The sequence below is a fragment of the Sulfitobacter sp. IGS-18 genome, assembly GCF_059628195.1.
In genome coordinates this window covers 662,333-675,929 of sequence record NZ_CM184556.1, presented here as the reverse complement: position 1 = coordinate 675,929, position 13,597 = coordinate 662,333, and the positions used below count along the sequence as shown (strand labels likewise).

At 55.9% G+C, this 13,597-nt stretch carries 10 protein-coding genes; 2 read left to right on the top strand and 8 right to left on the bottom strand.

The features are described 5' to 3' along the window. Position 1 precedes the first annotated feature (1 nt). The 8 genes from ACWNZ3_RS03275 to map form a co-directional block, all read right to left on the bottom strand. Positions 2–1,447, bottom strand: coding sequence for a peptidoglycan-binding domain-containing protein (locus ACWNZ3_RS03275; protein ID WP_269367672.1), 1,446 nt, complete (start codon positions 1,445–1,447; stop codon positions 2–4). Next, on the bottom strand, positions 1,429–3,210 hold the full coding sequence (locus ACWNZ3_RS03270) for a hypothetical protein (RefSeq protein ID WP_496901167.1): 1,782 nt from the start codon (positions 3,208–3,210) through the stop codon (positions 1,429–1,431). Before ACWNZ3_RS03270 ends, ACWNZ3_RS03275 begins: the two co-directional genes overlap by 19 nt. Beyond that, on the bottom strand, positions 3,207–4,916 hold the full coding sequence (locus ACWNZ3_RS03265; protein ID WP_496901166.1) for a lipase/acyltransferase domain-containing protein: 1,710 nt from the start codon (positions 4,914–4,916) through the stop codon (positions 3,207–3,209). Before ACWNZ3_RS03265 ends, ACWNZ3_RS03270 begins: the two co-directional genes overlap by 4 nt. A 221-nt stretch (positions 4,917–5,137) precedes the next feature. Continuing rightward, positions 5,138–6,289 (bottom strand): lytic murein transglycosylase, encoded by a 1,152-nt coding sequence (locus tag ACWNZ3_RS03260; protein WP_269367669.1) that lies wholly within the window; start codon positions 6,287–6,289, stop codon positions 5,138–5,140. 101 nt (positions 6,290–6,390) lie between these two features. Next, positions 6,391–6,843: a CreA family protein gene (locus tag ACWNZ3_RS03255; protein ID WP_496901880.1), complete on the bottom strand. Its 453-nt coding sequence runs from the start codon at positions 6,841–6,843 to the stop codon at positions 6,391–6,393. A 1,272-nt stretch (positions 6,844–8,115) separates the two neighbouring features. Continuing rightward, entirely contained in the window at positions 8,116–8,511 is a 396-nt protein-coding gene (locus ACWNZ3_RS03250) for a hypothetical protein (RefSeq protein ID WP_496901165.1), read from the bottom strand. 586 nt (positions 8,512–9,097) lie between these two features. Continuing rightward, the gene (locus ACWNZ3_RS03245; RefSeq protein ID WP_496901164.1) at positions 9,098–9,730 is read right to left on the bottom strand and encodes a hypothetical protein; all 633 of its coding nucleotides are present in this window, start codon (positions 9,728–9,730) and stop codon (positions 9,098–9,100) included. A gap of 211 nt (positions 9,731–9,941) precedes the next feature. Continuing rightward, the gene (gene map, locus ACWNZ3_RS03240; protein ID WP_496901163.1) at positions 9,942–10,691 is read right to left on the bottom strand and encodes a type I methionyl aminopeptidase; all 750 of its coding nucleotides are present in this window, start codon (positions 10,689–10,691) and stop codon (positions 9,942–9,944) included. Between the two features lie 443 nt (positions 10,692–11,134). On the opposite strand from map, the gene ACWNZ3_RS03235 reads away from it, so the two are divergent. Further along, positions 11,135–12,562: an AAA family ATPase gene (locus tag ACWNZ3_RS03235; RefSeq protein WP_496901162.1), complete on the top strand. Its 1,428-nt coding sequence runs from the start codon at positions 11,135–11,137 to the stop codon at positions 12,560–12,562. Continuing rightward, entirely contained in the window at positions 12,559–13,476 is a 918-nt protein-coding gene (locus ACWNZ3_RS03230; RefSeq protein ID WP_496901161.1) for a DUF4435 domain-containing protein, read from the top strand. The genes ACWNZ3_RS03235 and ACWNZ3_RS03230 overlap by 4 nt, the downstream gene beginning before the upstream one ends. Positions 13,477–13,597 lie beyond the last annotated feature (121 nt).

The window sequence follows — 13,597 nt, the reverse complement described above, 5'->3', positions numbered from 1 at the left end:
TTCAGTCGTTGGCCAGCCGGGCGGGTTTCTCTTTCAACAGGTATTTCGGGAACGAGCTGACAATGCTCTGATAGAGCATCTGCGCATCCGCGTCAGGCTCATTCGATGTCGGCGATGTCTTGCCTTTACCCGACAGGAAATCCCCGACAGCCGTCGTTGTCTGCGGGCCAAGGATACCATCCGGGAAACCTGCCGACAAATCCTGCGCGTTCAGTTGCTCCTGCAGGGCCTTGATGGAGGGAAAACTGGCCGGCACCTGCAACCAATCCGACAGGGCCGCCGGATTTTCGATCACGGTGATGCGCCAATCCCCGCCAAAGGGCGCGCGGCCGGTGACGATGGCGGCGGCGGCACCATCGCTGCTCATCTCAAGCCGCTGGACCGGTGCGCCGGTGGCAATCCGGCCGCGATAATTCAAGCCGGTGCCATCGAAATCGAACCGCAACACGACACTGGCGGACGTGCTGCTGACATGCACCTCGCGGCCCTTCGCATCGGTGGCAAGATCCGTCAGCACCGCATCCTGCGCCCCCGAGGGCATGAATTTTCCCAGATCGAGTTCAAGCGCACCGAGACGGGACAGGAAATGCGTATTACCGAAGGGTTCGATGCGAAACAGCGACAACTTGTTGGTGTTCGGGTTCAGCACCATGATCGCCTTGCTGGCCCCATCGGTGGAAAACGGCGTATCGCCCAGGTCGATCACCGCATGGCGCACGGCGTCAAAGGTGGGCTGGCGTATCTGACCCTTTTCCATCTGCTCGACCATGAAACAATCGCCGGCCGCGCTGCGCTCGGACCCCAGGTCGAGCTTTCCGAATTCCAGCGTGGCCTGCCCCGCCGTCGAGGCAAGGTAGTGGTCAACGCCATCAATGGCAAAAATCGAAAGCTGCGAAACTCCGCCGCACCGGAACTTGAGCTGCGGATATTTGCGTGCATCACCGTTCTGCACATCCTCGCGGCGCGGAAAGGGGCTGGCGGTATAGCTGCTGGCACTGGCCAGGATCGCATTGCCACCACTGTCAAAGGCGATGGAGGAATATTGCGAAATCCCCAGGTTCGAATTGGCTTCGACCACTTCAAAGGCAGCACCTGCGGCCTCGTCCCGGCCAAATGCCACCGCCTTGCTGCCCGCCTGACTGAAGGAACCACGCGCGCTGCCCAGACCAACGGAATAGAGCCTCTGATCCGGCCCCAGTACCATTTCATTGGCCAGAACCTGCGTGTTCTGGTGGTGAACAAGGTTGAGCGGATCAAGCTCCCATTGCAGCAGATGCCCCTCTACCGCGACGAATAATTCGCGCCCGCCCGGCGCAAACTCAAGGCTTTGGACAAAGGGCAGGTCAAAGATCGTCTCGAACCGCAGCCGGCTATCGGACTGTGCCTCTGCGGCACCCGCCTGGGTCAGCAGCGCAAGGCTCAGGGCGATCAGATATCTCTGGAACATTCGTTTTCCCTTGGCAGTTCTTCTTCGCCATCCGCGACAGCCTCTGTCAGGCTGGGACCATCCTTAAAGATTTTGCAGGGCATTGCCGAGCCTTCATTCGCAGCCGCAGGATCGCGCAGCAGATCAATCAGGGCACGGGTGTGAATCTTGTACATGGCCTCCCCCTCTCCGCTGCCGGGGACAAGTTCAAACACCTGAAAATAATACATGCCGTCCCAGTCGCTGCCCGGATAGCGGCGCTGCGCACCCCGGATCAGATCCAGCAAGGCACCCTGCTGACGGCTCCACTGAAAGCTGCCCCTGGTCACGGCATCTGACGCGGGGTAACCCGCATTCTGGCCCGAATGACCGGCGGGATAGCAATTGTCAGGCGATGTGTCGCCCGCAAAGGGCCAGTTGATCAGGTTCTGGCTTGGCTTGAACGGCCCTTCAATGGGCACATAGAAGTTGCGGTTTGTCGGGTCCTGATCGTTGGGCGTACCGGGGGGGACGTCAAATGCGATCGGGGTGAAGCAAAAGACAAGCTCTTCGGCATAGGGCGGGCCGGAAAGCGCCCGGTCATAGGACAGGCTGATCGCCACGTCGTTCTTCGCACTGACAGAACCCGACAGGGTCCATTCCGGATTGCCCAGTTCGCTGGAGATCCGGGTGACGGTGGGGCGCAGGGGCGGCAGGTCGCTCGGCTTTTCGACCAGTGTTTTATTGGCCGCATGCAGCATCTGGTTGGCGGCCAGAATCTCCAACCCCTCTGTTTGCGGCAGCCCGGGCGTGCCCGTTCCCGCCCGCTCAGCCGCGCTGGCGAGCCAGTTCTGGTTGTGCATCAGCGTATTGATCTGGACCATCAGCATGTCGTTGCGCTGCGCCAGCGTTTCAACCTGTTCCTTCAGCGCATCCTTTTGCGCGTGCAGCTCTGCCATATCCTCCCGCGCGGCGGTCAGGCCTTCGCGCAATTCGTCGATGGCGCGCAGGCGAATGCGGTCGCTGCAGGGGATATCCAGATATTCCTGCGTGCCGATCTGCAAGGGGATCAGGTCAAGAAAGGATTTCACCAGGGTCACATGAACCTCGTCCCGCACATCGCTGCCGCTGTCCGGGTTGATGGCAGAGACCAGACCGATCACCCGGTTGTCGGGGCCAAGTACGGGCGATCCGCTGTCGCCCTCGATGATCGTGCCTTTCGGCCCGGTCATCACCACCACACTGCCCGCATCACCCAGATTGGACCGGCCATAGGCCTTGAGCGTGATGCTCACCTCCTTGGGCTGAAAGACGTTGCCGTCGTTGAATTTCAACACCCGGTAGCTGGCACTCGCGGTGATGTCGCAGGCGCTCAGGTCGAACGGGGTTGCCGTCAAATCGGGAAAACCGATGCGGGCCGCGTCGATGCTCTCGAAAGGTGAGGTCGTCACGATGCCCTGCGGATATTTCTCTGCAGGCGTGCCCTGATACCGCTTGGTCGCCCCGACCTCGACCGTGACATCCCGGCGCGGGATGAAAACCTTGTCGGAAGAGGACATGTTCTTGTAATTCAGCGCCTTGCCGGTGACGTGATCTGCGGTGATCAGAATGCCCGGCGCCACGGCCCAGGCGGTTCCCTTGACCGGTTGCAGCGCGGTGCCATCCGCGCCCAGTCCTGTCACCACCACCCGGAACAGCTGCCGGGTTTGCAGAAATTCCGGCCAGTCCTGCGCCGCAGCAGGCGCGCCCCATAGCGCCACCAGCAGCGCCGCAGCCTGCAGGATGCGTGACAATAGCCGCTTCATGATTCCTCCTCCAGCACATGCAACAGTTCCTGCGCGATGCTCCTGTCGCCAATCCGCGCGCTCACCAGATAGACCCCTTCGGCAGGCGCGGGCAGGCTGGCGGTAAAGACAGCCAGCCCCCCGGCGGCAAAGGAAAGACCCTCGTTCACCCCGACCGACTGCTGCCAGACCGGCGCCGCCGCCCCATAGGGCGTCAGCACCAGTTCGATCTGCGCGGTTTGCAGATCATCGCTGTCGAAATTCTGGGCGGGGTCGGCGTTCAGATCCAGCCGGAGGTCAACATTCTGCCCCACCCCAGCAATCTGCGGCATCGCCATCAGAGCCAGCGATTCCACATCGCCTCCGCCGACGAAGATCCGCTCCGAATTCACCATCTGCGGTACGGTCTGCACCGGGTCGATCAGGACGTTGTAGACGTAACGATGCACCTCGTCGCTGCCGACGATGAACGGGTGTTTCGCGCGCAGAACAAAGGATTGATTACCATCGGCCAATGCGCTGCCCTCATAGACCGTGCCATCGCCGCGTGCACTGATCCGGTAGGTGATACCGGCCCCGTCGCCCGCAGCCCCCCGTGCCACATACATCGTTTCACGGGTGCCATCGACCAGCCTGCCCACCATGACATGATTGGCATTCACCGTGTCGGGCAACCCTTGTGCAAAGACCTGGTCCAGCAACGCGCGGTTCTGCAATCCGATCCGCAGCAAGGCGCGTCTGGAGGCGCAATGCGCATAAGGACAGGGATCAACCTCGAACCCCAGCACCAGCCTGGCCCAATAGGTCTCGTCCAGCGCGGCCACGACCGTGTTCTGGGGCCGGCCTGCCGCCCCCACGGCGCAGCAGTTTTCATAGGAAGGGATCAGCTCATAGGGACCCACCATGGACAGAAGGATGTTCTGAATCTCCCGCTTGCCCCCGATCAGGATCTGGCTCAGCCGGCCCCAGCCCTCAACCAGCGTGCTGGCCACATTGACCGAGCCCTGATGCGGCGTGGCGATCTCGACAAATGTGTGCAGGCGCGATGCCTCGGAAAAGCGGTTGTCGGCCCCGATGCCGCGCCAGCCCTGGTCGCCAAGGCTGCCATAGGCAGCATTGCAGGTGGCCGCCCGCGCCGCGGCAGGCAGATCGGTATCCATCTCCGGATCGGTACAGAAATCCTGCGGGCGCAGATCGGACAGGAACGCCCGTGACAGCAAGCCCCCCATGGAATGGGCAACAATATCAAACTGCTCGCCCGCCGGCACTTTGGCCTTCACGAATTCGTTCAGCAGAACCGCATTTGCGAAATTGGACCGCCGCCAGTCATAGGCAAAGACAAACAGGTCCGTACCCTCGACATAATTGCCCAGGATTTGCTGCTGCGCGGCGCTGTCAAAGATCGACCGTTTGCCCACCAGAAAGTCGATCAGCCCGGAATAAAGACCGACGTTTACCGTGCCAAACACCAATGGCACCTTCCGCAGGGCATCGGTTGGCGTGAGGGCCACCGGCTCGCCCGTTTCGGGCAGCAGGTCAATCTGACGAAAGTTGGAAGATTTGAGCGAACTCACCCGCCCCCAGATCACCTCGTCCGACTGGTTCGACAGTTCCGACCCGACGATGCCTGGAATGACGATCAGCTTGCGGTCAACCTGCGCCTGCGCGGGCAGCGCGCCAATCGACAGGACAAATGCAAGAAGGAACTTCAATACCCGATATGTCATGAGAAAACCCCGGCTGCATAAAATATGAAAAAGAATAACCTGGCAATATTCTACCCATGGTAGCGCCCATGGGCGATTCGAGGCAAGGCTGCTGAAATTGCTGCCAAACTCCCCCCGCCATCACCCGAGTGTCCAACGCAAACGGGGCAGGCAACACTGTCACCTGCCCCGCGATAGAGGAATCTGAAAACGTCCTGAGCGCGGCTCAGGACCCATTGATCCTAAAGCGTCTGCAACAGGTCCACCGATGGATCGCCTGTCGCGGCGCGGCCGATGCTGGATTGATAGGCGGCAATCGCCTTGCGGCTGTTGGGGCCGATCACGCCATCCGCGCCGTCGGTGTCAAAGCCCTTGGCAGTCAGCCGTTTTTGCAACTGGATGCGCTGATCCTTGGTCAGGCCGAACTTGTCGGGGGGGAAATTGCCCCTGATCGGCCCGCCGCCCGCAATACGGTCCGCCAGGTGACCGACGCCAATCGCATAGCTGTCGGAATTGTTGTATCGCTTGATCACGTTGAAATTGGAGGTGACGTTGAAGGTCGGTCCGCCCGGCTGCGGCTGAAGCGCCCGGCCCGCCGGTGCGCCATTGCCAACCTCGCCGCCCCAGCGGGTGCCGCGGGTCCAGCCGTTGCGCTGCAGGTAGGCGGCAGTCGACGCCAGCGAATCCGTCGGATCGTCCGACCAGATATCGCGCCGCCCGTCGCCGGTGAAATCGACGGCAAAGGCCTCGTAGGAAGTCGGGATGAACTGGGTATGGCCCATCGCCCCCGCCCAGGAACCGGTCATGTTCTGGGCCGTGGTGTCCCCGTTCTGGATGATCTTCAGCGCCGCCAGAAGCTGCTTTTCAAAAAACGCGCCACGCCGCCCGTCGAAGGCCAGCGTCGAAGTGGAGGAGATCACCGGCACATTGCCGCGCCGCTCGCCGTAGAAGCTTTCCAGCCCCCAGACCGCCGTCACGATCTCGGGTGCCACGCCATAACGGCTTTCGATGGCCGCCAGGGTGCTGCGGTGCCGGGCAAAGGCCGCGCGTCCTTTGCTGACCCGCTCGTCCGAGGCGGCAATGGCGAGGTAATCCTCCAGCGTGCGGGAAAACTCCGTCTGGTTGCGGTCGCGGGTGACCACGCCGGGCAGATAGCCTGCGCCGCGAAAGCCCGCACTCAGGGTGGAGGGCGAAATGCCCTGCCCGGCAGCCCGGTCGCGAAAGGACGCGACCCAGGCGTCATATGCGCCATTGGGCACCGGGCGCAGGTCGTCGGGCAGGCTGCTGCCGCCGCCACTGCCCGCCACGGGCCCCAGCGCGCCGCCGCCCGTGGTGCAGGCCGCCAGACCCAGCGCACCCAGCCCAAAGGTGAAATTTCTGCGTGTCGAATTCATTTTACTGCCCCGTTTCTCGGATTTTTCCTGATGGTAACCCAAGAAAAACCCCGCGCAAAGCGGGGTTCTAGCGCATGTGCGGCTTTACGCTGTTCAGCCGGTCAATCGACCCCGGCGCCAAACAGGGGCACGGTGGACATCGACATCTTGGCCGACCCGTTCTGCACGTCGCGGGCGTGGCTGATATAGATCAGCGTCTGGTTCGCCTCGTCAAAGATGCGCTTGACCCGCAGTGTCTTGAAGATGATGGAACGGCGTTCGCTGAACACATCCTCCCCCTCGTCGCTGCGGTCGATCTCGCCGATCTCGATCGGCCCGGTCTGGCGGCAGGAGATCGAGGAATTGGAAGGGTCCTCGAACCAATTGCCTTTTTGCAGGCGGTCGATGAGCCCCCGCTCGAAATAGGCAAGATGGCAGGTCACGCCCTTGACATTGGGGTCCGCAACCGCTTCGACCACGATGTCGTTGCCCAGCCAGTCGACATCCACGTTTCCCACGACCTCGGCCGCAGCGGGCGTGGCCAGACCCGTGGTCAGACCAAATGACACGAACATGGCGATGGCGGGAGGCAGGCAATTCAGTTTCATCCAACCGAACGCACCACTGCGCCGAAGGTTCCGCCGGGTTGCAATCGCTGCAAGCGGCCCGGTGTGACCGGTGGCGCAGGCCGGGCGGCGCCAGACTGGCGACAAAGCCCTGTTCACCTGATGTCGACTGTCGAGCGCCTTTGCCTCCACGGTGCGGAATTTGCTGAATCCTGTCTGTGGGCCGCGCCAAGCAATCCTGACCCAATCATCGGGCATTTCCGACCTGATCCGGACTTTCAACGCGGGAAGCGCGTGGGTCCGCTTTGCGAGACTTTTTTGCCGTTCAATCAATGGAAACCAAAGCCCGGAACAAGCCGAAGGCGCCGGGCCATCGCCTGCCCGCCCCTCGGGTAGGCGATTTGGTGAGGCTGGGTGTTCCCTCGTTAGGATTCATCAAAGCTGAGACATAAAGTGGCATGAACATAGGTCAGTATCGCCCACCCCGGGCAGGCGCTGGCCCGGCTTGCGCTTTGCGTCACTTCGGGCTCAATCCCGCCGTTCGCTGCATTTTTAACGAATGACCGCTGCGCTCTTGCCCCGCGATGTGACACAAAGCCGGGTTTGCCTGGCATATGACACCCGAAAATGGCGATCCCTGAAGGAATACGCGGTTTCTATATTTTCCAACAGCTTACGCACAAAGGTGTCACCAAACACCGCCTATGGGTTTCAATGGGTTAGGACCCAAGGTGTCACCTGAAATATGCCGCAAAACTGCGCCGTTGACTATCGCGCGGCCTCGCCATATCCGGCCGACCATGTCAGAAACACCGCTCTTTCCGCCCAATGTGACGCACGTCGTGGTCCGGTGCTGGAATTGCAAAATGATCGCCCGCCTTGAGCGAAATGATTTGCTGGAAGGCGTTACAGTCTAAAGCCTGACCGACCGTGTGAAGTGCCAGGAATGCGGCGAGGGGATCCCCGACGTGACGCAGTTCCCTAGGCCGAGAAGCAGATGGTAAGGGCGGAGAGCTGCCATTCGCTGCGTCAACCACCGAGGTCTGCAATGCGGGACAAAGCTGCCGCTGTAAGACACTGCACCGATGTCTCCTGTCAGCCCGAAGCAGACATACCCGTTTGACACGCTGGGCGAATTGCGGTCATTCGCTGCGTTATGCATTGAGGTCCGCTCTGCGGACGAAAATTGTGCGGATTTTCGACCTCTATTCAGATTTCGGATGTTGCGCAAAAGTCAGTCACCGAACGACTATACCAATTGCTACGTATGTAAGGAGCCATTTATTCACCTGCTTTGATCTGTTCTGCTTGCGCCTTGATAGCGGCCCAATCAAACTGCAGAGTAAAGTCGCGGCAAGCGCTTTCAATTTTATCTGGAAAGCCCTTGAAAAACGGGTCAGCGAAGCTGTGAAAGCTTTCAGCACCTGCCATTTCAGAATTGTCAACTTCTTCAACAGGATACCCAAGTTCAATGGTCGAGCGACGCGCATGGTCTTGATGTGTCCACAAGTCCTGCATTCGCTCCTCAGACAAATAACCTTCGATGTAACAAAATTGCGCATTCGCTACATTGTGGTTAACCGCCCAGACGTAATTAAGATCATCGCTGTAAGTTTGTGCGAGCGAGGGGCTTGTTAACGCTATTCCCAACAGTGAGAGATTAGGTAGATTTTTCATTTCTGATACCTTCTACGGCTCAATATTTGGACTAAATTTTCAATTTGAATCTATTTTTGCTGTCGATGGCATTTAATATGGACGATTGCGTCAGAGGTTTGGAAGTAGACATCCATCGTATCCACTGGTCCATTGGCATAACCTTCGCCAGTATCCAGTGGCTCGTTCTCCATTGAGTATGCGGTGCATATGAACCAAACTTCTTCGCCTTGCTTGAGATCGGACACGCGAACTTGAACTGTTTGCTCGATACTTAGGATTTCGCTTATTTCGAAAGCATGAACGACGGTTCCCGTGGAAGGCAATCAACGCAACGGTCATTAGCACAACCTGCATATTTCATATTCCTTAACTATGTTGCGCAGGTTAGAAACCGTCGAGTTTTATGCGGAAGGCTGTGTTTTGGAACGCCTTGTAGCAGACATTAGCCGTATTGCATGAAATCGGCAATGAGGACTTCCTTAGCGGTCACTAACTGCGGCCAGCATGGAGGTCCGCTCTGGGCCGTCCCTTCTGGTTCGATGCGTTCAACCGGGTTGTCATGCTGCAAAACTTATAAGGTCGGCTGCGAGCCCTTCGCGGTCAGTCAGACTGAATTGGGGGGGGTAACCATTCTATCAAGATGGACAGCGCAGGATTCGAAGAAATTGGACAATTCGTCAACACTTGGCATCCCTACTGAAACGATACGGTTAGCGAGTTTGGTTTTTCTCGCATCCCTTTCACGATGACTGAGGCCATTCCAGCTCTTAAGGAAATTGCTATCTATGACCACAGTTGCAGGGGTGGTGGCTGGGTAAATGTCCGAAAGGCATCTGTGCGCGAAAACGTAGTCCTTCGGGTGCTTTATAAATCCTGCCCATGACTTGATGTTGCTGTCAGCATCAGTTTCCTGGTAGCGGTCAGACGCAGAAGCATCCCTAATATTTTCTCGAAGAACATCAAGGGTTAGTAGGAAGACCTCTGAAAGCTCATAACAAGCAACGTTCGACCTTGGAAGAGAAAGAATTCGTTCAAGGGAAGTAATTACCCCTGCAATATTACAAGCCTCAGCAATGTGAAAATCGATTTCGTCGCCAGTTTCGCCAATCAGAGAAAGCGCCCCATTTGCTCCTGGAGCTTCGTAGAGCCGACATGAGATCGGTTCTCCAGACTGGTCCTTCAAAGTTCCGTCAAGCCGTTTACGCAATTCTTGAAAATTACTGAGATTGTAAGACAAGGCTACTCTCCTGACAGAAATCGAAGCCGTCAATTGGTAGCTATGGAGGCCTCGAATAGCAAGTTTGTCCCGCGATAGGTAAATTGGTTAACCACGGGATTTCGCGGTTGCAGCGAACGGCCGGTTCGACGGTGCCGCGCCGCAGTGCAGACCTCTGCCTCGAGCGACCGCTGTGGGCCGAATTTGTTGCTCTGTCCAATGTGCCGTTACCTCATCCGGGGAGTGTCACGACAATTGCTCCACGATCTGTCGCAACGACCGTGTGCTCATACTGGACGACAGGCGCGGCAGGTTCGCTGTAGAGTGTCCACCCGTCTTCTCGCTCTGTTGCCCAGAGGCCGCCTGAGGACAAGAACGGTTCGATTGTCAGCACCAGTCCCTTGTTCATGCGCCGTTTGTCGCCCCGCGTGGGCCAGGTCGCGATTTCAGAGGGGTATTCATGGAGCGATCGCCCGACACCATGACTGGCCAGATTCTGGATAAGTGTATAGCCGCGGTTCGACGCAAATCGGCCTACTGCTTTACCAATGTCTGCAAGCGGCCTGTCGCTGCCAACTTGCCTGATTCCGACCTCCATCGCGCGTTTCCCATCCTTGCAGAGGCGATCCAGCGAGGGTTTGACCGCTCCGACACGGAAGGTCGCGCCGGTGTCGGCAAAGAAGCCATTCTTTGACGCCGACACGTCGATGTTTACCAAGTCTCCGGCCTGGATGACGCGCTCGCCGGGAATGCCGTGTGCGATCTCCTCATTCACACTGATGCAGGTCGCACCCGGGAAGTCATAAACCGCTTCAGGCGCAGACACTGCCCCCTCAATCTCCAAGAGCGCGCGGCCGATGGCGTCAAGCTCCCGCGTCGTCATGCCCGGTTCCGTTGCTCTGGCCATCCTGTGCATCGTGTTCGCGACGATCCGGCCGATTTCTTTCAGGTCGTTAAGCTCATCTTCGTGGGTGATCGTCATAGGATGTCCTCAGGCTGGTCAATTTGCTCGGCATCCTACCGGCTTGTGACCGACTTGTCCCACGCGTTCCAAAGGCCGCATTAAATGTTGCCGTATAGTTAACGAATGGCTGGTTTGGTGTCGCCGCAATGCAGTATCAAAGTGTGTGGCCAAGGTCGGCTTTGGGCCGGAAGCGGTAGCGATCACAAAGGGCGGATTGCGGACTTTCGCTGCATGTGGAAAACTGACATCGAAGTCGTGGAAAGCTGCCTTTCGGCACATGTGAAACCGGTCAAGTCTTTTCTGGTTTGGTCCCACAGTCGACATGGTTCTCTGTTCGCACAGTCCAGTTCGGCCAGTCGCACGGCAGCAGCTTTGACTAAGCAGTGATTGCGAGAACGGCGTTTCCCGCATACAACCTAGGAAGACGAAGCCCTGACAACTGTAGTGAAGCGATAGCCACTGTGATCATATTCAAAGAAATTGAGATTATTGGCCTGTTTGGCGAAACAGATATTAAGATTCCTGTTCTTGATAATCGGCTGATTATTGTTGGTTACAATGGTATTGGCAAAAGTACGATCCTAAATATTTTTTATTATTTTATCAGCCAGCAATGGCACAGGCTTGGTGAACAAGATTTTGTAAGTGTCTCGGTTAAGCTGAGAAATAGGAATAGAAAGCTCACTATTACTCGCCTTGAATTAATTGAATACTTGGAAACGCATAGAAGAATGCGACGTGGAAACAAATACGGCTATGGATTTAGTCAAAGTATGTTGAAAGAGACATTCGACCTATTAAATCGCAAGGACCGCAACTTTTCTAGCCACAGCACGTCATCTTCATCACTTCGAGGCGATATCGAAAGAGTTCGGGAAGCGCTGGGCGTCCCGATGAGGGTGGCAGAAGAAATGGTTAGGGAAGTTCGATTGCTCGCCCGTCGGGAGATTGGTTTTGACTCGAAAGCCCAAAAGAATGTCACAAATGTGGACGACTTTTTGTCAGAAAATCTGGAGGGTCGAATTTTGTACCTTCCAACATACCGGCGGATCGAAAAAGATATCAAAACGGTTTTCCCGGAAATCGAAGAAGAACTCCAAAGCAAATTGACAAGGCGCAGACGCGAAAACTTTCAAAGCGAAACATATATCGAGCTCGTTCAATTTGGAATGGAGGACGTCAAAGAGAACATTGGTCACAGGCTGGAGAATGTTAAGGCATATGCACTGGCCCAGATCAACAGCCTTACGACAAAGTACTTGCGTGATGTCATTCGCGATGAAGCAAATAAATATGAAGAAATTGAGGCGGCAAATATTAGCGCAGAAGCTTTGAACGCTGTTTTTTCAAAAGTCGATAGCACCATTCTCAGTGATACAGACAAAGGAAAAATTAGAGAGGTTGTCGCAAAAATCAGAAACGGTGACGCTCTCTTAGAGAACGAAAAATATGTCGCTCACTATGTACTCTACCTTGTTGAAGTCGGTAATAATATTGCAAAATTGGAGAATCCAATATTGCAGTTTATAAAAATCTGCAATTCATACCTTTACGGCAAGTCGTTCAGTTTTGATAATGTTTCTTATACCGTGAAAATTATTCACAATTCTGGACGCCCTGTTGAAATGGAAGAGTTGTCTTCCGGTGAAAAACAGATTGTAAGTTTGTTTTCACACCTGACGCTTGATCAAAACGTTTCCAATTACATCGTCATCGATGAACCGGAGCTGTCTCTTTCTGTTGATTGGCAGCAGAGGTTCCTTGAGGATATTTCACAGCTTTCCACTTGCGCATTTATTGGTGCAGTTACCCACTCCCCATTTGTTTTCGAGAACTCGCTTGATACGTACACGGTGGACCTACTTGAGCACACGACACCATCACAATGAGCTATTTAGAAACACTTAGGGAGCGTCGGAAAACACCTGCGGCTGCCTGGCACAAGCTAAGAACCTCCATTACTACTGGGAAGTTTGATTTCTACGTTGCGTTTGAAGGGGAAGAAGATGAGGAATTCTATACCAAGTTCCTGACTGATCGCTTCCCTACCAAGACGTTTCGGCCAGTCATTTGCGATGGCAAGGGCGGAGTGCTTGCTCTTCATTCCGAAGTTGTGAGGGCTTTCGGTGGCCCGAAGAATGTTTTCTTTTTTCTAGATTCTGATCATGATAGATTTTTGCGGGAAGATGAGTACCCAACCCACACCTTTTCTACATGTGGTTATTCCGTCGAGAACTACATCTATGACAATACTGTAATTCTAGCGGGTATAAAAAAGCACTTCCAGCTCAACCCCTCGGACGAACTTGTGGATGACATACGAGATGCTTTGCAAACAGACCAATTAACATTTGAGGCGCGAACTAGGTTTGTCATGTCTTACGTAGTTGCTCTACGGGCTGAGGATCATAGCCCTAACCTTGAAAATATTGGGCTTCACGACATTTTTTGTCTGTCTGACGGTGGTTTAAGCCGTAAAAAGCTCACCTGCGCTGACCTCTTAGAAAAAGCGGGGGTCCCAGCCGTACCGGCGACGGTTGTATTCCAATACGCCAGGCAGCAGCAAAGCTTGGATCCAAATCAATTTTTTAGAGGAAAAATTGTAGCACAATTCGTTCTAAACTTTTGCAAAAGGTTGGCGAAAAGGTTCGCCGATAAGCCCAAGCTCAACGGAAAGCCATTGAAGCCTAAAATCGAGTTCAGCAAACGAAATCTGGTTAGCATCTTCGTGGATTTCGTGGAAACACCACAACGACTATCAGACTTCTTGGACGAAATGGACGCTGTAATGGCAGATGGTTGATTGCTTGCAGTATATTCGAACGGCGGCCCTGCCCGTATAGAAGTCATCATCGCTAAAAATTGCTATGCGTCATTACCAACGTCCGCTTGAGGAAAGCTGCGCCGCAGTATCCGTGACGGTG

What these genes read in the sequence shown, in the direction of transcription:
- ACWNZ3_RS03265 (WP_496901166.1), bottom strand. Translation starts at nt 4,916, where the DNA reads ATGACATATCGGGTATTGAAGTTCCTTCTTGCATTTGTCCTGTCGATT.
- ACWNZ3_RS03260 (WP_269367669.1), bottom strand. Translation starts at nt 6,289, where the DNA reads ATGAATTCGACACGCAGAAATTTCACCTTTGGGCTGGGTGCGCTGGGT.
- ACWNZ3_RS03270 (WP_496901167.1), bottom strand. Translation starts at nt 3,210, where the DNA reads ATGAAGCGGCTATTGTCACGCATCCTGCAGGCTGCGGCGCTGCTGGTG.
- ACWNZ3_RS03250 (WP_496901165.1), bottom strand. Translation starts at nt 8,511, where the DNA reads ATGAAAAATCTACCTAATCTCTCACTGTTGGGAATAGCGTTAACAAGC.
- ACWNZ3_RS03275 (WP_269367672.1), bottom strand. Translation starts at nt 1,447, where the DNA reads ATGTTCCAGAGATATCTGATCGCCCTGAGCCTTGCGCTGCTGACCCAG.
- map (WP_496901163.1), bottom strand. Translation starts at nt 10,691, where the DNA reads ATGACGATCACCCACGAAGATGAGCTTAACGACCTGAAAGAAATCGGC.
- ACWNZ3_RS03230 (WP_496901161.1), top strand. Translation starts at nt 12,559, where the DNA reads ATGAGCTATTTAGAAACACTTAGGGAGCGTCGGAAAACACCTGCGGCT.
- ACWNZ3_RS03255 (WP_496901880.1), bottom strand. Translation starts at nt 6,843, where the DNA reads ATGTTCGTGTCATTTGGTCTGACCACGGGTCTGGCCACGCCCGCTGCG.